At 60.2% G+C, this 20,493-nt stretch carries 19 protein-coding genes and 1 pseudogene; 15 read left to right on the forward strand and 5 right to left on the reverse strand.

The features are described from left to right. The first annotated feature begins 41 nt into the window (after positions 1–41). Positions 42–572: a VOC family protein gene (locus tag NMA58_RS25715; protein ID WP_434713692.1), complete on the forward strand. Its 531-nt coding sequence runs from the start codon at positions 42–44 to the stop codon at positions 570–572. 140 nt (positions 573–712) lie between these two features. Beyond that, complete coding sequence (locus tag NMA58_RS25720) at positions 713–1,768, forward strand: Fic family protein (protein WP_434713693.1); 1,056 nt, start codon at positions 713–715, stop codon at positions 1,766–1,768. Positions 1,769–1,884: 116 nt separating this feature from the next. On the opposite strand, the gene NMA58_RS25725 is transcribed toward NMA58_RS25720, so the two are convergent. After that, positions 1,885–2,583 (reverse strand): DUF899 family protein, encoded by a 699-nt coding sequence (locus NMA58_RS25725; RefSeq protein ID WP_434714402.1) that lies wholly within the window; start codon positions 2,581–2,583, stop codon positions 1,885–1,887. Between the two features lie 444 nt (positions 2,584–3,027). Then, the gene (locus NMA58_RS25730; protein ID WP_434713694.1) at positions 3,028–3,960 is read right to left on the reverse strand and encodes a LysR family transcriptional regulator; all 933 of its coding nucleotides are present in this window, start codon (positions 3,958–3,960) and stop codon (positions 3,028–3,030) included. 94 nt (positions 3,961–4,054) lie between these two features. Between NMA58_RS25730 and NMA58_RS25735 the strand changes: the two genes are divergently transcribed. The 9 genes from NMA58_RS25735 to pcaD all read left to right on the forward strand — a co-directional run bounded on the left by NMA58_RS25735 (position 4,055) and on the right by pcaD (position 12,787). Continuing rightward, positions 4,055–5,206, forward strand: a complete 1,152-nt coding sequence (locus NMA58_RS25735; protein ID WP_434713696.1) for a muconate/chloromuconate family cycloisomerase — start codon at positions 4,055–4,057, stop codon at positions 5,204–5,206. Between the two features lie 4 nt (positions 5,207–5,210). Then, complete coding sequence (gene catC, locus NMA58_RS25740; RefSeq protein WP_434713697.1) at positions 5,211–5,501, forward strand: muconolactone Delta-isomerase; 291 nt, start codon at positions 5,211–5,213, stop codon at positions 5,499–5,501. A 75-nt stretch (positions 5,502–5,576) separates the two neighbouring features. Continuing rightward, positions 5,577–6,515, forward strand: a complete 939-nt coding sequence (gene catA / locus NMA58_RS25745) for a catechol 1,2-dioxygenase (protein ID WP_434713698.1) — start codon at positions 5,577–5,579, stop codon at positions 6,513–6,515. Positions 6,516–6,625: 110 nt separating this feature from the next. Then, positions 6,626–7,984, forward strand: a complete 1,359-nt coding sequence (locus NMA58_RS25750) for a Rieske 2Fe-2S domain-containing protein (protein ID WP_434713700.1) — start codon at positions 6,626–6,628, stop codon at positions 7,982–7,984. Beyond that, positions 7,981–8,469, forward strand: coding sequence for a benzoate 1,2-dioxygenase small subunit (benB, locus tag NMA58_RS25755; protein ID WP_434713701.1), 489 nt, complete (start codon positions 7,981–7,983; stop codon positions 8,467–8,469). Before NMA58_RS25750 ends, benB begins: the two co-directional genes overlap by 4 nt. 39 nt (positions 8,470–8,508) lie before the next feature. Further along, a complete protein-coding gene (benC, locus tag NMA58_RS25760) occupies positions 8,509–9,531 on the forward strand; it encodes a benzoate 1,2-dioxygenase electron transfer component BenC (protein WP_434713702.1) in 1,023 nt (340 codons plus the stop codon). Further along, the gene (benD, locus tag NMA58_RS25765; protein WP_434713703.1) at positions 9,528–10,316 is read left to right on the forward strand and encodes a benzoate diol dehydrogenase BenD; all 789 of its coding nucleotides are present in this window, start codon (positions 9,528–9,530) and stop codon (positions 10,314–10,316) included. Before benC ends, benD begins: the two co-directional genes overlap by 4 nt. A gap of 41 nt (positions 10,317–10,357) precedes the next feature. Continuing rightward, positions 10,358–11,689 (forward strand): MFS transporter, encoded by a 1,332-nt coding sequence (locus NMA58_RS25770; RefSeq protein WP_434713704.1) that lies wholly within the window; start codon positions 10,358–10,360, stop codon positions 11,687–11,689. 315 nt (positions 11,690–12,004) lie between these two features. Beyond that, positions 12,005–12,787, forward strand: coding sequence for a 3-oxoadipate enol-lactonase (pcaD, locus tag NMA58_RS25775; RefSeq protein ID WP_434713706.1), 783 nt, complete (start codon positions 12,005–12,007; stop codon positions 12,785–12,787). A 443-nt stretch (positions 12,788–13,230) separates the two neighbouring features. Here the strand turns inward: pcaD and NMA58_RS25780 are convergent, their stop codons facing one another. Then, a complete protein-coding gene (locus NMA58_RS25780) occupies positions 13,231–13,674 on the reverse strand; it encodes a TA system VapC family ribonuclease toxin (protein ID WP_434713708.1) in 444 nt (147 codons plus the stop codon). Continuing rightward, on the reverse strand, positions 13,671–13,898 hold the full coding sequence (locus tag NMA58_RS25785) for a CopG family transcriptional regulator (RefSeq protein WP_157131529.1): 228 nt from the start codon (positions 13,896–13,898) through the stop codon (positions 13,671–13,673). Before NMA58_RS25785 ends, NMA58_RS25780 begins: the two co-directional genes overlap by 4 nt. 584 nt (positions 13,899–14,482) lie before the next feature. On the opposite strand from NMA58_RS25785, the pseudogene NMA58_RS25790 reads away from it, so the two are divergent. Then, positions 14,483–14,752 (forward strand): annotated as a pseudogene (locus NMA58_RS25790) (hypothetical protein); the annotation flags it as partial. A 157-nt stretch (positions 14,753–14,909) separates the two neighbouring features. Continuing rightward, positions 14,910–15,359, forward strand: a complete 450-nt coding sequence (locus tag NMA58_RS25795; protein WP_434713709.1) for a hypothetical protein — start codon at positions 14,910–14,912, stop codon at positions 15,357–15,359. Between the two features lie 241 nt (positions 15,360–15,600). On the opposite strand, the gene NMA58_RS25800 is transcribed toward NMA58_RS25795, so the two are convergent. Beyond that, complete coding sequence (locus NMA58_RS25800; RefSeq protein WP_434713711.1) at positions 15,601–16,632, reverse strand: AraC family transcriptional regulator; 1,032 nt, start codon at positions 16,630–16,632, stop codon at positions 15,601–15,603. Positions 16,633–16,752: 120 nt separating this feature from the next. On the opposite strand from NMA58_RS25800, the gene NMA58_RS25805 reads away from it, so the two are divergent. Both NMA58_RS25805 and NMA58_RS25810 read left to right on the forward strand, forming a co-directional pair. Continuing rightward, on the forward strand, positions 16,753–18,204 hold the full coding sequence (locus tag NMA58_RS25805) for an APC family permease (protein WP_434713712.1): 1,452 nt from the start codon (positions 16,753–16,755) through the stop codon (positions 18,202–18,204). 260 nt (positions 18,205–18,464) lie between these two features. Next, the gene (locus tag NMA58_RS25810; RefSeq protein WP_434713714.1) at positions 18,465–20,453 is read left to right on the forward strand and encodes a primary-amine oxidase; all 1,989 of its coding nucleotides are present in this window, start codon (positions 18,465–18,467) and stop codon (positions 20,451–20,453) included. Positions 20,454–20,493 lie beyond the last annotated feature (40 nt).

Here is a 20,493-nt window from a genome sequence, read left to right on the forward strand (position 1 = left end):
CCCATCGCGTTCGATCGATTAAATGAGAAAGGAAGACTATAATGACCGCACCTGAACTTCGCGGCGTCAATCATATCGGTATCACGGTGCCCGACATCGAAGCAGCAAAATGGTTCCTGTTGGAAGCTTTTGGCGGCCAGGTGATCTATCAATCCTTCGGACCGCAGGATCCGCCGCGGCAGGGACCCGAATTCGAGCGGGCCACTGGCGCTTTCCCTGGAACGGTCGTACGTGGGCAGGCGATGGTCAAGATCGGAACCGGGCCTGACATCGAGCTCTTCGAAATGCACGGCCCCGAACAAGCCCAGCCAGTTCGAGCGAGCGACTTCGGCATTACGCACTTCGGTGTCTACACCGACGACATCGACGCATCGGTTGAGCGCTTCGAAAAGGCCGGAGGCACGCCCCTTACTGCGCCACGCGCTATTCCCTATGCAACCGAGAAAGGTCCTGGAAACAAGGTGTGCTACTGCCGCATGCCATGGGGCACGACTGTGGAATTCATCACCACGCCCGACCGCATGGCCTATCATGACCAGACGGATCTGCGCAGGTGGCAGGACGAGGAATAAGCGTGAGCCCGAGGCTCCGCCACCAGCGGAGCCTGTCCTGCTCTAACTTTTCCCGCAATTTTTCATTTATGGATGAAAATGGATGGAAAAGTGGATTCCGACGTGGCATATTATTCGGATGGAAACGGATGGGATAATGGATGACGGACCTCGACCTTTCCAAATTGCGTATAACGCCGGAGATCCTGTCGTTGATCGCCGAGATCGACGAATTCAAAGGTGCCTGGCGAGCGCTCGGCCGCATCGCGCCCGACCGGCTCTCCAGCTTGCGGCGGGTCGCGACGATCGAAAGCATCGGATCGTCGACCCGTATTGAAGGTGCAAAACTGAGCGACCGCGAAGTCGAAAGGCTGCTCTCGAACCTGCGTATCGGCTCGTTCACCAGCCGCGACGAACAGGAGGTTGCAGGCTATGCCGAGGCGATGGAAACGATCTTCTCCGCTTTCGACGCGATCCCACTCAATGAAAATCACATCCGACAACTCCATCGGGACCTGCTCGCCCACTCAACCAAGGACGAGAGGCATCGAGGAAGCTGGAAGACTCTTTCCAATAACGTGGAAGCCTTCGACGAAGATGGCCGAAGTCTAGGGATCGTCTTCGCGACGGCATCCCCCTTCGATACGCCCCGCCGGATGTCGGAACTGGTGGCTTGGCAACAGACCCAGGAGAAGGATGGCCGATTCCACCCCCTCCTCATCGTTGCTGTCTTCGTTGTGGTCTTTCTGGAGATCCATCCTTTCCAGGACGGCAATGGTCGCTTGTCGCGAGCCTTGACCACCCTGCTGCTCCTTCGGGCTGGTTATTCCTATGTGCCGTACAGCTCTCTCGAAAGCGTCATCGAGCAAAACAAGGAAGCCTATTACCTCGCGCTTCGTCGCACGCAGGGCACGATCCGGACAGAAGAACAGGACTGGAATCCGTGGGTCGAGTTTTTCCTGCGGAGCCTGCAGCGCCAGAAGCAGCGGCTCGAGCGCAAGATCGAGCGTGAGCGCATCCTGCTGGGCGACCTGCCGGAATTGTCGGTCGCGATCCTCGAACTGGCGCGTGAACGTGGCAGAGTGACGGTGATGGAGGCGACCAAGGCCACAGGCGCAAGCCGCAATACCGTCAAGGATCATCTACGGGCGTTGACCGATGAGGGACATCTGACCCTTCATGGAGCCGGCCGTGGCACCTGGTACGGTTTAAGCTAATACCCACGAGAGCCGTTCGCCGGGGAGCCTATCGCAGCCATCAGCTCGCCCATTGTCACACCGACACGGCGAAATCTGACTCATAGGCTCGCGACCGGCGACTACTGTGATCCTGCTCAGTAATTGAGCTTCGGGTACCAGTCCGCACCTCGGCCGGCTGGCGTCATGTCCAGGATGTTCCAGAGCGGTGCGATATCGACCGCCCCCCTTGGATCCTGGCCGGGGTCTGCCGCTTCGGCCGGCATCTCGCCATTGTAAAAGACGCAGACATCTTTCCCATCCTTCTGGTAGACGGTGAACCCCGGATTTTCAGATCCGTTGTCGTTGAGCAGGCCCAGGTCACGGGCATAGTCGTCGCCGACGGTCTGGACGAAGTCCAGGTCGCGCCAGCCGCGTTCGATGGCGAAGGCGCGTTGCCGTGCCACCGGGCTGCGACCGATGATCTTGAAGGCAACCCGTTGTTTGACGTCGGCGCCGTTGCCGTTCGCTCCGCCCAGGAAGTTCGTGCACATGGGGCAGGGCCGTTCGCGCTGCGGGCCGAACATCCAGAAGTACGTCACAAGCGTATCGTGATGACCGAACATGTCCGCGAGACCGACCTCGTCGCCGTTCTCGTCCTTGAAGCGATAGTCTTTTTCGACCACCGGGCCTGGAGGCAGACGGCGGCGTTGCTCCGCAAGTCTCGTGAGATGTCGCCGGACTTCGATCTCCTCCGCCAGCAGGGCCGTCCTTGCCTCGGCGTAGTCCGGCGTTTCATTCGTAAATCTGCTCGCGCGTTTCTCCGCCAGTTCCCTCGCTGGTCTCAACTCGCTCATGTCCATGTGCTTGCTCCTTTGATCCATTCTGACCGTCTCGCGATCCGATCAGCCTTTCGGCGATTTCGCGTCTGCTGTCTGAGGCCGGCGAGTGGGCATGCTGGTTTTCCACGCCCTCGCCTCTACTAGACGCACAAGGAGACTCGTTTTCGACAACGACAGATCTTTTTTCGCGAGGGTTCAAGGACATCAAAACCACTGCCGCCGAAGGGGTGCCTTTCACCCGCCCCCGCTCCGCCCTTTCAACCCGACCCAGCCGGTCGGATTGGGGGCTGATCGCCAGAGCCAGTGTCGCGTTTCTAACTGGCGGACCAAGTCGCGCCTCTAATCAGCTTTGACAATTTCGGTTTATCAGGCACTTAGCTTATCTGAGTTGAGGCGCCACGGGTTCAGATCCTTTCAAGAGCGCCGCCGGCGATTTTGGGAAGTCGCACTTGCAAAAACTCAGGCACCGTCAAGTTGAACATTGGACAGTTGCAGCCAAGGGGGGTTGTCGGCGTACATTTCGCGAATGAGCTGCTTGATCTCTTCGACCCTTCCCTTCGCATCGTCGCGCCTGAAACTCATGATGATCGGGGAGGTGGCGGTCTCATCTTTTATGATACGGTAACACACGTCGTCGGGTCTTTGCCGCTGCGACGCCGCGGGAACGACGCATAAGCTTACACCGGCCGCCACGATACCCAATGCCGTTTGAATTTCACGGACTTCTTCCACGCTCCCAGGTGAAATGCCCTGCTCGGTCAACATGTTGAGGATCTCGTCGGCAAAGCTCGGACGCGGCGCCGAGGGATAGACGACCAGTGGCTCGCCGGCGAGTTCGGCAAGGGCAATCGGTTCGGTGGAAAGCGATTTCGGATGCCCCTTGGGGAAGGCGACGACCAGTCGCTCCTCTCGAAGCGTCAGCCTCTCGATCTCCCTATCGTTGAACCGGACCCTGCCGAAGCCGACATCGATCCGTCTCTCCTTGAGAGCAGTGACCTGCTCAGTTGACATCATTTCCCGGATCTCGATGTCAAGATCCGGCCAGCGATTGCGCATGCGGCGGACGAGGTCCGGGATGCCGCCATAAAGGGTCGAGCCGACGCAGCCGATGACGTAGCGCTCCCGCCGCGACAAGCCGATCTTGCGCGTCTGCTCGCGCATGTGCTCGGTCCGAGCGATGATCTGCCCGGCCTGCTCGTAGAAGAAGCGGCCGGCCTGCGTAAGATCGAGAGGACGGCTCGAGCGGTCGATCAGCGGAACACCGAGTTCGTCCTCCAATTGCTGGATCTGCCGGCTGAGGGGCGGCTGTGCAATATGCAGGGTTTCCGCGGCCCGCGAGAAGTTCCGCTCGCGGGCGACGGCAAGAAAGTAGCGCAGTTGCCTGAGCTCCATGATCATACCTTTCAGGTATCAAATCCAACTTTTATAGTTTTGGACTGATTTAAAAGTGGGCGCTAATCTCCCAGTACTCAAGGGAGAAAAGCCGGTGTCATCCGAAATCCGCATCAGTGCGATCGAAACGATTATACTCGATCTGCCTACCATTCGGCCCCATCGGCTGTCGATGGTGACCATGAACCGGCAAAGCATGACTATCGTTCGCGTCCGCTGCACCGACGGCTTCGAGGGGCTCGGAGAGGGGACGACGATCGGCGGTCTCGCCTATGGGCCCGAAAGCCCTGAGGGTATGAAGTTGACGATCGACTCGTATGTCACGCCGCTGCTGATCGGCCGTGACGCAACGCGCATCCAGGCTGCAATGGACCTCGTCGCCAAGTCGGTAAAGGGAAATCACTTCGCCAAATGCGCTGTCGAGGCAGCCCTGCTCGATTGCCATGCGCGCCGCCTCGGATTGCCGATGTCGGAATTGCTCGGTGGGCGGCGCCGTGAAAGCCTGCCGATTGCGTGGACGCTCGCTTCCGGCGACACGGCCAAGGACATCGACGAGGCGCAAGCCATGCTCGACCGGCGGCGCCACAAGGACTTCAAGCTGAAGATCGGCGCACAATCGATTGACGAAGATATCCGCCATGTGGGCGCCATCCGCAGGGCGCTGCCGGACCTGGCCTCCATACGTGTCGACGTGAACATGGCGTGGCGGGAGCGGGAGGCGCGCAATGCAATCGCGGCCCTGGCCGATGCCGGCTGCGTGCTGGTCGAACAACCGGTAGAAGGGATCGCATCGCTCGCCCGTCTGCAGCGGGTTTCCCCCATCGCCATCATGGCCGATGAGGTTCTCGTCGGGCCGGAAAGCGCGCTCGAGGCGGCGACTGCGCGAGCTGCCGACGTTTTCTCGATCAAGATCGAACAGGCAGGAGGGTTGTTCGCCGCCGCCCGGGTGATCGCCATCGCGGAAGCCGCTGGCATCGGGATCTATGGTGGCACCATGCTGGAGGGACCGATCGGCACGATCGCCGCCTCTCAGTTGATGGCAACCGCTAAGGAACTGGAATGGGGCACCGAGTTCTTCGGACCGCTGCTCCTGACCGAGGAACTCTTGGAGGAGCCGCTGCGCTTCAAGGACTTCGAGCTGCAATTGCCAAACGGGCCTGGGCTCGGAGTGATGCTCTGCGAGGAAGCGGTCGATCGCTTCCGCAGGGACGGCGAGCACGCTTCGACCTTGCGCGTGGTGGGGTGAGACCATGCTTTTTCATGTGCGGATGAACGTGAACCTTCCCCACGATCTGCCCGCTGCCGAGGCGGCCGAGGTCGTCGCCCGGGAGAAGGCCTATTCGCAGGACCTGCAGCGCAGCGGTAAGTGGCGGCATATCTGGCGGATCGCCGGTCAGTACGCGAACTACAGCGTCTTTGACGTCAGGGACAATGCGGAACTGCACGAGGTTCTCTCGGGACTGCCGCTATTCAGATTCATGGACATCGAGGTGACGCCGCTTCTGAGGCACCCCTCGGCGATCCGTGAGGACGATACCTAGAATCTTCGTTAGGGGTTGGTCCCGGGAGGACGGGAACCGCCGCAGTTTCAAAACAATCCAAGTGGAGGAACCAACATGAACGTGAAGATTTTCGACAGACCGGATATCCAGGAGTTTCTCAAGGTCCTGAGCGGTTTGGACAGGACCGACGGCAATCCGCGCGTCAAAGAGATCGTTCATCGAATTGTGTCCGACCTGTTCAAGGCGATCGATGATCTCGACATCACTCCCGACGAATACTGGACCGGTATCGCCTGGCTCAATGAGATCGGCGCCGCCAGCCAGGCGGGCCTGATCTCCCCCGGCCTTGGCCTTGACCATTTCCTCGACGAGCGTCTCGACGCGATCGACAAGGCCCTCGGCATCGACAATCCCACCCCGCGCACCATCGAGGGACCGCTTTACGTGGCTGGTGCGCCGGTGTCGCACGGCTTCGCCCGTCTCGACGACGGCACCGACGAGAACGGCCACACCCTCATCATGCATGGCGCCGTCTACGGGGCCGACGGCAAGCCGCTGCCGGGCGCCACGGTGGAGGTGTGGCACTGTGATACGCGCGGTTTCTATTCGCACTTCGACCCGACCGGAAAGCAGGCGCCGTTCAACATGCGCCGCACGATCGTCACCGATGAGAACGGCTGTTACAAGTTCCGGAGCATCGTCCCGCATGGTTACGGCGTGCCGCCCGGCAGCCCAACCGAGCAGTTGCTTTCCGCACTTGGCCGCCACGGCCAGCGTCCGGCGCACATCCACTTCTTCATCAGCGCCGACAGTCACCGCAAGCTGACGACCCAGATCAACATCGAAGGCGACCCGCTGGTCAACGACGATTTCGCCTATGCGACGCGCGACGGCCTAGTGCCGGCCGTTGTCGAGCGAACCGACGAGGCCAGCATTGAGGCGAACGGCCTGAGCGGCCCGTTTGCGGAGATCGCGTTCGACATTCATCTCACGGCGCTCGTGAATGGCGTCGACAACCAGATCAACGAGCAGCGCAAGCGCGCCGCTGCCTGAGCGGCAAAGCCGGCAGCCAGTGTGGGCTGCCGGCCCTGACACCATCGTCATCATCGACATTGTTGCAAAGGCTGCGCCGGTCACAGCGCGTTCTTTGCGGGAGAGAGATCATGTCTGCGATTATAGACAAGGCCCGGGACCTCGATCACCTGCTCGCCACCGCCGTGCAGGACGACAAGGAAGCCGGCATATTCCGCTGCCGCCGCGACATCTTCACCAATGAAGACCTGTTCGAGCTGGAGATGAAGCACATCTTCGAGAGCAACTGGGTCTATCTGGCCCATGAAAGCCAGGTGCTGGAGAACAACGACTATTACACGACCTCTATCGGTCGTCAGCCGGTCGTCATCACCCGGGACAAGAACGGCGAACTCAACGCCGTCATCAATGCCTGTGCCCATCGCGGTGCGATGCTGTGCCGGCGCAAGCACGGCAACAAGGGCAGCTTTACCTGTCCGTTCCACGGCTGGACCTTCTCCAACACGGGCAAGCTGCTCAAGGTCAAGGACGAGAAATCCACGCAGTATCCGCCGCAGTTTGCGAAGGACGGCTCGCACGACCTCAAGCGCGTGCCGCGATTTGCAAGCTATCGCGGCTTCCTGTTCGGCAGCCTCAAGGAGGATGTGCAGACGCTGGAAGACTACCTCGGGGAGACGAAGGTCATCATCGACCAGATCGTCGACCAGGCGCCAAACGGGCTGGAAGTGCTGCGGGGCAATTCATCCTACATCTACGACGGCAACTGGAAACTGCAGATGGAGAACGGCTGCGACGGCTATCACGTCAGCTCCGTGCACTGGAACTACGCCGCGACAATGGGGCGGCGCAAGGAAGAGGGCACGAAGGCGGTCGATGCCAATAGCTGGAGCCGTTCCGTCGCAGGCGTCTATGGCTTCGAGAACGGTCATATCCTGTTGTGGACCAACACGATGAACCCGGAGGTCCGTCCGGTCTACAACCACCGCGGCGAGATCCAGGCTCGCGTCGGTGAGGACAAGGCGGATTTCATCGTCAACCAGACCCGAAATCTCTGCATCTACCCGAACGTCTTCCTGATGGACCAGTTCTCGACGCAGATCCGCGTGACGCGGCCGATCAGCGTCGACAAGACCGAGATCAGCATCTTCTGCTTCGCGCCCAAGGGGGAAAGTGCCGCCGACCGCGCGATACGCATCCGTCAATACGAGGATTTCTTCAACGTCTCCGGCATGGGCACCGCCGACGACCTCGAGGAGTTTCGCGCTTGCCAGGCCGGCTATGCCGGCACCGCCGCGCTGTGGAACGACCTGTCGCGCGGCGCCCCCCTGTGGATCGACGGTCCTGACGAGAACGCCAGGCGCATGGGCATCGAACCGCTCCTGTCTGGGGAGCGCAGCGAAGACGAGGGCCTGTTCGTCCGCCAGCACGAATATTGGGCCAAGGTGATGCGCGAAGCGCTCTCCATCGAGAAGAATGGAGTCGTCGCATGAGCCCTTCCTATGACGCCATCTGCGCTTTCCTCTATCGGGAGGCGCGCCTTCTGGACGACCGTGCGTGGGACGAATGGCTGACCTGCTACGCGCCAGACGTGACCTACTGGATGCCGGCCTGGGACGACAACGACCAGCTTACCGAAGACCCGCAGTCGCAGATCTCGCTGATCTACTACCCGAACCGCGACGGCCTGGAAGACCGGGTGTTCCGCATCAAGACCGAGCGTTCCGGCGCCTCCACGCCGGAACCACGCACCAGCCACAACGTCTCCAACGTCGAAGTAGTGGCGCACCGGGGCGACGAAGTCGACGTGCGCTACAACTTCCACACGCTGAACCATCGCTACAAGGTTACCGACCAGTTCTTCGGCACCATGTTCGTCACCCTGCGCAAGAGCGACGGCGGGCTGCTGATCGCCAGCAAGAAGATCGTGCTGAAGAACGACTACATCCGCCAGGTCATCGACGTCTATCACATCTAACAGGCGTCGCTGGCCGCTAGGAATAGAGGAGGAGGGTTCATGGCCTGCTACAGGATCGCATTGAACTTCGAGGACGGGGTAACCCGGTTCATCGAGTGCAAAGATGGCGAGAAGGTTCTCGATGCCGCCTTCCGCAGCAAGATCAACCTGCCGATGGACTGTTCCGACGGCGTGTGCGGCACCTGCAAGTGCCGGGCCGAGAGCGGCAGCTACGACCTCGGTGACGATTTCATCGACGATGCGCTGACGGCGGACGAGGCCGAAAGCGGCCTTGTGCTGACCTGCCAGATGAGGCCGTCCTCCGACTGCGTGATCGCCGTGCCTACGACATCGGTCGCCTGCAAGACCGGGCAGCAGACGTTCTCCGCGACAGTGGCGCGCGTCAGCCCCCACAACGATGCCGCGATCGTACTGGAGCTGGATGTGAATGCCGCGCCTGCCTTTTTGCCCGGCCAGTACGTCAACATCGACGTCCCCGGCAGCGGTCAGAGCCGTTCCTATTCCTTCAGCTCGGCGCCGGGCGAAGGGCGCGTCGGCTTCCTGATCAAGAAGATGCCTGGCGGGTTGATGAGCACCTGGTTGGAACGCGCGGAGGTCGGCACGAAACTCGAGCTGACAGGGCCGCTCGGGAGTTTTTACCTGCGCGACGTTCAGAGGCCGCTGCTGTTTCTTGCCGGCGGCACCGGTCTCGCGCCGTTCCTGTCGATGCTCGAAGTGCTGGCGCGTGCGAATTCTCAGCAGCAGGTTCACCTCATCTACGGCGTGACCCGGGACCTGGACCTGGTGCTAGTCGACGAGATCGAGGCTGATGCCAAACGGCTCCCCAATTTCACCTACAGCACCGTCGTCGCCGAGGAAGCCTCCAGTCATCCGCGCAAGGGGTGGGTGACCCAGCATGTGCCGGCAGAGGTGCTGCATAACGGTGATGTGGACGTCTATCTGTGTGGTCCGCCGCCGATGGTCGATGCGGTGCGGACCTATTTCGCCGACAACCGGGTGATGCCCAACAGCTTTCACTATGAGAGATTCACGCCCAATGCCTCGGCGAAGGAGGCCGCATGAACGCGCCCCGTTTCGCCGATCGTTTCACCGGCAAGGTGCTGGTTGTGACCGGCGCCGCGCAGGGGATCGGGCTCGCGGTGGCGCTGCGCGCCGCGCAAGAAGGTGGCAAGGTGCTGCTCGTTGATCGCGCAGAGTTCGTCGCCGAGGTGGCGGCAGAAGCCGGGGGCTTTGAAACTGCTGCCTTCAACGCCGATCTCGAAACCTATGAGGGGGCGGCCGCCGCGATGCGGTTTGCCGTCGAGACGTTGGGCGGAATCGACATCCTGATCAACAATGTCGGCGGCGCGATCCGCATGCGCCCCTACGCGGAATTCGAGCCGCCGCAGATCGATGCCGAAATCCGCCGCTCGCTGATGCCGACGCTCTACTGCTGCCACGCCGTCCTGCCGCATCTGTTCGCGCGCGGGGGCGGCACGATCGTCAACGTGTCGTCGAACGCGACGCGAGGCATCCACCGCGTGCCCTATTCGGCAGCCAAAGGCGGCGTGAACGCCATCACCCAATCGCTGGCGATGGAATTGGCGCAGCGCAATATCCGGGTAGTCGCAACCGCGCCTGGCGGCACCGAGGCGCCATCCCGCCGAATCCCGCGCAATGCCGCCGGCGACTCCACCGATGAAAAGGGCTGGATGGCCGATGTTGTGCGTCAGGTGAAGGAAACCAGCTTCGTGAAGCGCTATGGCACCATTGAGGAACAGGTCGCACCGATCCTGTTCCTGGCCTCCGACGAGGCGTCCTACATCACCGGCAGCGTGTTGCCTGTGGCTGGCGGCGACACCGGCTGAAGACTTCAAATTATGCGTAACGGACTCGAGGAGGAGTGATCATGCGCACCATCGATGTGAATGAAGCGATAGACAACAATCCGTTCCGGGGGTTCCAGTGGTTGGTGGTGGGGCTTTGCGCCCTTCTGCTGATCGTCGATGGCTATGACGTGTTCGTCGCGGGCACCGTGCTGCCCACCTTGATCGCCGAGTGGGGCCTGAGCAAGCCGCAGGCCGGCGCCCTGCAAGCCTGGGCGCTGTTCGGCATGATGTTCGGCGCCCTCTTTTTCGGACCGCTTGCAGACAGGATCGGCCGCAAGAAGGGCATCGCCATCAGCTTCGTGCTCTTCACGGCGTCCACGCTTTTGACCGGCTTCGCCAGCTCGCCGGGCGAGTTCAAAATCTTCCGCTTCTTCGCTGGTCTCGGATGCGGCGGGCTCATGCCGAATGCGGTGGCGTTGATGAACGAGTACGCGCCGAAGCGCCTTCGTGGCACCATGGTGGCCCTGATGTTCTCCGGCTATTCGGTCGGCGGCATGGTCGCCGCAAGCCTCGGCATCAGCCTCATCCCGCAGTTCGGTTGGAAGCCGATGTTCTTTGTTGCCGCGCTGCCACTGCTGATACTCCCGCTCATCCTGTGGAAGCTACCGGAATCGCTGGGCTTCCTCATCCGTCAGGGCGAGCAGGAGAAGGCCAAGCAGCTCTACGCGAAGATTGATCCCTCGGCGCACCTTGGCCGCGACGACAAGCTGGTCTTCACCGAAACCAAGGGCGTTTCTGCATCTGTGGCCGAGCTGTTTCGCCATCAGCGCAGCTTGCGCACGCTCATGCTGTGGATGGCCTTCTTCTGCTGTCTGCTGCTCGTCTACCTGCTGTCTTCCTGGCTGCCGAAGGTCCTGCAGGAAGCCGGCTATGCCGAGAGAGCCAGCCTCCTGAGCCTCTTCTCGCTCAATTTCGGCGGCATGGCGGGCGCGATCGCCGGCGGCTGGCTCGGCGACCGCTTTGGCCTGCCAAAGGTGGTGGTCGGCTTCTTCGTCGCCGCTACCGCCTCGATCGCGCTGATCGGCTTCAACCTGCCGGCGGGGCTGCTTTTCCTGACGATCTTTATTGCGGGGGCCACGACGATTGGCACGCAGATCCTCCTCTATGCCAGTGTCGCACAGCTCTACAATCTCTCGGTGCGTTCTACCGGCCTCGGCTGGGCTTCCGGCGTCGGCCGCGTCGGCGCCATCGTCGGGCCGACGCTCGGCGGCGTCCTCCTGGCGCAGGAACTTCCGCTGCAGCAGAATTTCCTGATCTTCGCCATTCCGGCTGCGATTTCGGCCTTGGCGATGCTGGTCTTTGCGGTCAACAATGCCCGCAGTGCCGAAGCTGTTCAGCTCGCGGCGGCATAAGGCAATGTTACGGTGGCCAGCGAAGGCGTTCTTTGCATTCGGCCATCTTAGCAAGCGAAACTTCCACGTTTGCCGCCTACGCCAACTCACGGATTATTGTGGTCAGGCAGCGCAGGGCGTAGACTTTGCGCTGCTCAATCCTGAATGAGACCCTGCCTCAGGACCGTTTCTTCGTTTCCGCCACCGGCATGACAGTGTTCGTCTAGGCTCGGCCTTCTCGGACTATCTATCGGCTTGCCACCCAGTTGCTTCGGCCGACGGCAGCCGCTCCTGCCTTCGCCCGGAGACATGCCCCTTATCGAAAGAATGCAGACCATGACAAGCCTCGACCTTCCGACCCACAGCCTTCATTACCGCATCGACGGAGACGCTGATGGAAAACCCTGGCTAACGTTCTGTAATTCACTTGGTACGGACCTGCATATGTGGGACGAGCAGGCGGAGGCCCTTTCCAGTGACTTCCGCATCCTACGCTACGATCTCCGAGGCCACGGAAGGTCCACGTCGCCCGGCTCTCGCTACGCCCTTTCAGACCTCGGCCGCGATGCGATTGCACTGTTCGATTCGCTCGGCATTGCACAGACGCATTTCTGCGGCCTTTCCATAGGCGGGCTCACCGGCCAGTGGCTTGGCGTCCATGCCAGCGAGCGTTTCAACAAGATCATCGTCGCCGCTACCGCCGCAAAGATTGGCACCGCCGAAAGCTGGGCGACACGTATCGACGCTGTCAGGCAGAAGGGAATTGATTCCCTAACCGCCTCCACAACCGAACGCTGGTTCTCGCCGGCCTTTCATGTAGCCGAGCCGAACAGGGTGAACCGGATATTGGAAAGTTTTGCGGCGACCTCCGTCGACGGATATGTGGGCTGCTGTACCGCCCTTGCCGATGCCGACCTGCGCAGCGAAATCGGCCAGATCGACAAACCGCTGCTGGCGATCTCCGGTGCTGATGATCCCGTCTGCCGCCCTGCCGATCTCAGAACGATTGCTGCAGCGGTCAAGCATGGACGACATGTTTCGCTGTCTGGCCGGCACATCATTAACATTGAATCCGCGAAGGCGTTCAATGACGCTATTCAAGCATTTCTCTACCAATGATACCTGTCGCAGAGACGGCTGCACACAAGATCAATCGGCCCCCGGCGGAGCGGACTGATGCTCGATCTCGTGATCGAAATGCGGCAATCCGGCCGATACCGTTACCGGAGAGCCACAACGCCTTCTATGGCGAGGCGCCGCAGCAGACCGCCGCACCTAGTCCGTCATAGCTTCTGCAGATTCTAAGCTAGTGGGCGTAGCAGTGACGACCAACAACGCGAAGAACGGCTACGTGCGAGGTGCTCAACTCGTAGGTAGCATCCAATGATCGCGTTTCCGTAGGAATCGTAGCTCCGTTCCATAAATACCTTTTACGCCACCGACATTGAAATAGCGGTCAACAGTTCCGGCACGGCGCGAGTTTCGAGGCCAGCATTGTGCGGCTTGTTGCTATGGCGTTCACGGTTTAGCCCAGGAAAATCGCATAATGGATCGACGGGAACTCACGATCTACTCGTGGTGATCAGGTGCAAGGCAGAATTGCCCCTTGTAACCGCTGCTGTTGACAGCTTGCGATCGAATGTCGCCAGCTGCCCCCCATGCACCTTGGCTAGCGCAAGCAGGTAGGTGTCAGTTACCTGTCCCGATGTTAGAATCTTCGTGGGAGCGATATCACCTGACCCGACAAGGCTCACATCGTCCGGCCAAAAACTGTGACCGGGGAGCGACCGCAATTTGCGGAAGATTTCCATCACGAGTGACGGTGAACCGGGAAAGTTGGGATATTTGGGGTTGCCGACAATCCGGATGACACCATTTTCCGTAATGGGGCAGGTAGCCCACGCGGTCTGACCCATCGCCGCGAACCATTCGTGGGCATCATCATGGGCTACATGGCCCGGATCGATTAACGCAATCAGCACATTGACGTCGAGCAGGAAAGTCACGGCAGCTCGTCACGCAAGGCGTTCACGATTTCGAGTGTCACTGGCGGCGCCTCCGGCCGAGTTGAAAGTAGAGGAATGCCGTTGCGCTCGCCGCTGCTGGGCGGGCGGCGCAGAGAGCGTCTCGCCAGCTCAGAAATGACTTCGCCGACGCTCCGGTGCTGCTGGGTTGCCATCGCTTTTGCGGCGATCAGGACATCGTCGTCAATTGCTAAGGTCGTTCTCATATCCGCCTCATCGCGCATCAATCATCACGCATCATATAAAGCAGGTGGTCGGCCGTCTCAAGGTGGATACCGAAAGGACGCGTCATTGCGCCAATCTTTTCACCAGAACCTGCGATTTTTTGCTCGACATGATGACGGTCGCCAACACGACCTTGCAGGGGGCCGTGAACGATGGGTGCTACCTGCGAAGGGGTTATTTCCGATCTGCGCGAGCCATCGGCTCGCTGGAGGGCTTATTAGCCCGAAAGGCTGGCTGTCTTTCCTTTGACGTGCCGGAAATCGATGCGGCCTGCCTGGCGGTAGCCTTACCTACGGCTCTTAGCAGCTGCGTCGCTTAGCGGCGTGCCTCGCACGCCGAATATGACCAGGTGAGGTCAAGGAGCCGTAACGCGACCGCAGCGTCCGCTTTCCGAGCAATCGGAGGGCGTACTTTTTCAAGCACCTCCGCAAGAAGCCATGACCGGAAGTCGTATCACTATGAAGGTCGGTTGCGAGGGCTTCACGCTTGAATGATCTGCTCGCGTGGCCTATCCCGCCGATTGTTATACTGTTTTTGAAAAACAGTATAACGCCGAGTCGAGCTAATGAAGTCCATCGACCTCATGTATCAGACGATGCTCGCCGAGCTGGGTCAGCGCTCGCTGGACGCTGCGTGGACGGCCGATTTCCCTCCAGAGGGTCGGTTCACCCCGGCGAACGTCAAGGGCCGCAAGTATTGGTACTTCGACATCCCAGATGGGCATGGTGGTACTAAACGTCGTTACGTTGGTCCTGCTGAAGATCCGGACATCGCGCAGCGCGTGGCTGATCATAAGCGCGACAAGGACGATCTACGCGCTCGTAGGCGTTCAGTAATACCGCCAGGGGTGTGGGTAGGCCCTCCGCTCGCCGACTAGAGAGAATTCGCCACGCGCTCCCGACACGCAGACATCTGCCCAGTCCAGAATCGGCTGCTGTAGCTTGGCACGGTGTCGTTACAGCCGTGCTAGCTTCCTTTGAGAGGACAAACTCTTGAGCGAATACCTATCTGCTCTGATGGGGCTCGCCGGCGTCGCGATCGGCAGCCTGACCTCCTTTATCACCACCTGGACAACCCAGCGATCGCAGGCCAGGGAAAAGCATCGCGACGCCGAGACGGCCAAGCGCGAAAAGCTCTTTTCCGATTTCATAGCGGAGGCCACGCGACTTTATGGCGACGCAATCAGCCACCAGAAGGACGACGTCTCCGACCTCGTCTTCTGTTACGCGTTGGTCGCCCAGATGCGCCTCTTTTCCTCGCGACCGGTTGTGGACGCAGCCGAGTTGGTGATGGACAGGATTGTCGAAACCTACCTCGCGCCCAATCGATCCTTGTCTCAAATTAAGGACATGGCTCGGTCCGGCGCATTGAACTTTCTGCTCGAATTCGGCGAGGCTTGCCGGGTTGAGCTGTCGGCAGGTCGGCGGTCTGGCGGATTATGAGATCACCATCCGAAAAATTCGTTGCGAGACTTACCTGTTCGTCAGATGGGCCGCCGGTTCGATTCCGTTCAACTGCGCCAGACGTTCGGTGATGGGCTCATGCCCTGGCGAGAAAACTCGACCGGCCTCAACCCATCACGTCACCGACAGGTTGCCGATGGGGCCTTGATGACCCTTGGCCCGTTCTGACAAATGCCGTCTAGTTGTCCGGCGATTCGTGGATATGTTGCACTTCTTCGGTTTATCCGAAGGCAGATGGTTTCCTTTTCTCCCAGGACCGCAGCGCACGCCAGAGCACGGTGTTGTCTGCATAACCCAGCAAACGCGCCACCTTGGACATCGGAGCGGCATGCCGGTCGCCGAGATAATGGGCTGCGAGCATCTGGCGGTGTTGGCGAACGAGATCGCGAAGCGACACGCCTTCCTCCGACAGCCGACGTTGCAGGCTTCGCGGTGACATCTTCAGTTCGGCAGCAAGGATCGCGACCGTGATCGGCTTGCGCCCGAGATAGATGCCGATCAGAGCCTGGACCTTTTCCGTGACGGCGTCGCCGGCCGTCGGATCGTCGACCAGATCGCCGATATGCCGCTCCAGGATTTCGATCAGACTTTTGTCTTCGGAGCGGTAGATGCGATCGGCATCCGCTTTGTTCATGACGATCCGGTTGCCGGATTGGCCGAACAGGACGGGCGCGCCATAGATCCGTTCCAGCACGGCAGCATCGCGCGGGGCATGATGCTCGAGCTGTATTTCGATTGGGCGCCAGCCACGACTGAAGCAGGAGCGGACAAGCTGGCAGGAGGCGGCGATCGTGAATTCGCTGTCCTGCCGGCGCGGCCACATGCCGGGATCGACGATCCGGTAGCTCCAGACAAAGTCGCCATTCTCCTCGAATACGCCGGAACTGGTCGCGCCCTGCACCGCGTTCACATATTTCGACAGCCGTTCGAAGGCGCTGCGAATGTTCGGCGAGAGCGCGAAGAGCATGCCGATGGGGCCGAGATCAGCGGGCTTGAACCCTGTGCCCATACGGGCTCCGAGTGCTGGTTCGCCCGTTATCGTCGCGGCATCCTCGAACAGCGCGACGTAACGCACCATAGGCAGGACTGTGTAGGGATCTTCCAGTTGCGAGCGCAGAATGCCGTGCGAAGCCAGAAGAAGGTCGGTTTTCCCGGATCTTTTGTCGATTTGTTGCACCAGCGGGATCAGGACAGAGGCTCGAATTGAAGCAACTGCGGGCATCCGGCTGATCAAATGCGATGCAACTGCCATTTTCAGCGTCTCCGGTAACCGTCGTGGCGCGAATTATCGATTCATTGGCACGAACTGCAATTTCGGGGCCAGGTCGCCGCGCTTACCCTCTTGGCAACTAACAAGCAAAGGGGGTTCTCCATGACACTGGACGCAAGCATGCCCGCACCATCATCGCCGGAGCGTCGTCTGGCCAAGGACTCGGTAGGGCTTGCCCATATCGTGTTCTTTGTCGTTGCCGCGGCCGCGCCGCTCACGGCCGTCGTCGGCGCTTCGCCAGCCGCTTTCGCTTTCGGCAATGGCGCAGGCGTTCCCGGCGCTTTCGTGCTCGCCGGCCTGCTTTACCTGCTGTTCTCGGTCGGCTTCACCGCCATGAGCCGACATGTGGGCGGGGCGGGGGCCTTCTACACCTATATCACCCACGGCATCGGCAAGCCCGTCGGCGTGGGTGGCGCCTTCATGGCGCTGGTCACCTATAGCGCGGTTCAGATCGCCATCTATGGCCTGTTCGGCTTCTTCATGGCCAACGCCATAGCGCCGCTTGGGCTGGTGCTGCCGTGGTGGGTCTGGGCCTTCGCGGCACTCGTCGTCGTGCTGGTCTGCGGTCAGCGCAACATCGCCTTCTCAGGCGCGATCCTTGGCGTCTGCATGATTGCCGAGATCGCCATATTGCTGGTTCTCGATCTTGCCATCGTCTTTTCAGGCGGCGGACCGGAAGGCATCACCTTTTCCTCCTTCGCGCCATCGCAGGTCTTTACGCCTGGTCTTGGTGTAGCACTGGTTTTCGTAATCGGTTCTTTCATCGGCTTCGAAGCCACGGCCATTTTCGGCGAGGAAGCCGAAGATCCCGAAAAGACCATTCCCCGCGCCACCTATGTTGCGGTGCTGCTCATCACCCTCTTCTATGCCTTCTCCACCTGGGCGATCGTGCAATTCTACGGTCCGGGCAATGTGCAGGCCTCTGCTGCTGCCGGGCTCGACAGCTTCTACTTCGCTGCCGCCAATTCCGTCCTCGGGGCATGGGCGAGCCAGGTGATGAACGTGCTGCTGATCACCAGCCTGTTTGCCTGCATCCTGTCCTTCCACAATACGCTCAACCGCTATTTCTTCGCCCTCGGCCGGGAAGGCCTGGCCGCCAAGGTGCTTGGCGAGGTTCACGCCAAGCATGGCTCACCCTACGCCGCGGGTCTGCTGCAAAGTCTGATCGCGGCCGTCGTCCTTGCCCTGTTCGTGATCTTCGGCGCCGATCCCTACACCGTGGTGTTTTCGTGGATGGCAGCACTTGCGGGGATCGGTATTCTGCAGGTGCAGGTGCTAGTCTCCGTCGCGATCATCATGTTCTTCCGCAAAACGCCGAACGGCTACAGCGCCTGGACCACGATGATCGCCCCGACGCTGGCGCTGCTCGGTCTCATCGGTTCGCTGGTGCTGGTCAGTTCCAATCTTTCCCTGCTTTCCGGCAGCGAAAGCCTGATCGTCAAGGCTTTCCCCTATGTCATGCTGCTAGTGGGCATTCTCGGAGCGCTGTTTGCAATCCACGTCAAGAGATCCAAGCCCGCTCTCTACGCCTCGCTCGGAAAGGTTTTCGAATGAGTGCCATTGCTGAACTTGCACCCGTCGATCGCCTTCTGGTTCTCGCGATCGCAATCCTTGCCGGCGCAACTTTGCTGATTGCCGTTGAGGCGCATGTCTTTTGCTCCGTGTTTTGCATTCACGCAGAAGCGATGATGACCGATTTGCAGATCTGCTCCGGTCGATCCTGATCACCGCAGCTTGCGACGCGCGAAGGCGTGTCGCCTTTCCGGAAGCCAAGAGGCCCACAATCAAAAAGGCCAAATCAAAGAGGTATGTTCATGGACGCCGTTGTCGCAGTCACCTATCCGCTCGATCCTCTGAGCCTTGCCGAGATCTCCTCTGCCATTGCCATACTCAGGGATAGACAGAAACTCGCAGCCACGTTCCGCTTTCCGATAACCCGGCTGGAGGAGCCGACCAAGGCGGATCTTGCCGCCCATCGCCTGGGCAACAGTCTGCCGCGTCTCGCCTTCATCCTGGCAATGGATATCAGCAACGGCGCCTCCTTCGAAGGCATCGTCGACCTGACCGCCGGCAATGTCTCCTCCTATAAGAGACTGCCCCTTGACGAGCTGCCTTATGGCCAGCCGCCGGTCATGCTGTGCGAATTCGAAACCGTGGAAGGCACCGTCAAATCTGATCCACGCTGGATCGCTGCCGTGAAGAAGCGCGGCATTACCGACGAGGATATTCCGCTCATCCAGATCGATCCTTTTTCCTCCGGCTATTTTGGCCGTGAATTCGAGAAGGGAAAGCGCATAGTCCGCGCCGTGTCCTACTGGCGCGAAGATATCCGTGACAACGGTTACGCACATCCGATCGAGGGCGTCGTGGCGGTGGTCGATCTGATCACCAATCGAGTGGTCGATCTCGTGGACGATGAAAAGATCATCCCGGTCCCGAGGAAAAAGCGCAATTATGGTCGCGAAACCTTCCCGGAACCGCGGCCCGATCTCAAGCCGCTGCATATTGTTCAGCCGCAGGGGCCGAGCTTTACTGTCGACGGCTGGAAGGTCGAATGGCAGAACTGGAGTTTCCGTGTCGGTTTCACCCCGCGCGAGGGCCTCGTTCTGCATGAACTCGGCATCAAGGATCAGGGCAGGCTGCGGCCCGTCGTCTTTCGCGCCAGCGTTACCGAAATGGTCGTGCCGTATGCCGATCCGACCGCGAACCATTATTGGAAGAGCGCCTTCGATGCCGGCGAATACGGCCTCGGGCGCCTAGCCAACAGCCTCGAACTTGGCTGCGACTGCCTCGGCCACATTCACTATTTCGACGTGCCGGCGGCCGACGATTTCGGCCAGCCTTTCATCATGAAGAACGCCATCTGTATGCATGAGGAAGACTATGGCATCCTCTGGAAGCATTACGAATTCCGCAACGGTATTTTCGAAGTGCGCCGCTCCCGCCGCCTTGTCATCTCCTTCTTCGCAACTGTCGGCAACTATGATTACGGCTTCTACTGGTATCTCTACCAGGACGGCACGATCCAGCTCGAAGCCAAGCTCACCGGCATCATCCAGACGGCGGCAGTCGCGACCGGCGAAACCTATCCATGGGGCGGTATGGTCGATGACAATCTCGGCGGCCCGACCCACCAGCATTTCTTCAATGCGCGCCTGCATATGGATGTCGATGGCGGTGGCAACACCGTGACCGAGCATGAGTTCGTGCCACGTCCCCGGGGTGAAGACAATCCCTATGGCAATGTCTTCGATACTAGGACTCGCGTGCTGAAGCGCGAACTCGATTCGCCTGCGCTCGCCAATGGCGAGACCGGCCGCTACTGGAAAGTCTCCAACCCCAATATGCAGAACAGCGTCGGCAAAGCGCCAGGCTACAAGATCGTCGTCATGCCGTCACCTGTCATGCTTGCCCAGCCGGATTCGACCGTTGCCCAGCGCGGCGGCTTCGCAATGAAACACATCTGGGTCACGGCCTTCGATGCCAGGGAAAAATATGCGAGCGGCGATTATCCGAACGTTCATGCCGGCGGCGACGGCCTGCCGGGCTATGTCAAGCACAACCGCGAAATCGAGAATGCCGATGTCGTGCTCTGGCATTCCTTCGGCCATACCCATGTCTGCAAGCCTGAGGATTTTCCGATCATGCCAGTGGAATATGCGGGCTTCACGCTGAAACCGAACGGCTTCTTCGCATCTAACATTGCCATGGACCTGCCGCCTGATGGAAACGAGGAGAGCGTCGACAATCGTCTGCCGCACTCGCATGAAAAAATCGCAAGCGGTTCCTGCTGCCACACGTAAAAGGCAGCAGAACGCAGGATCAGGCCCGCATGATAGTGTG

The sequence above is a fragment of the Rhizobium sp. YTUHZ045 genome (genome assembly GCF_051124255.1).
Classification (GTDB): Bacteria; Pseudomonadota; Alphaproteobacteria; order Rhizobiales; family Rhizobiaceae; genus Rhizobium.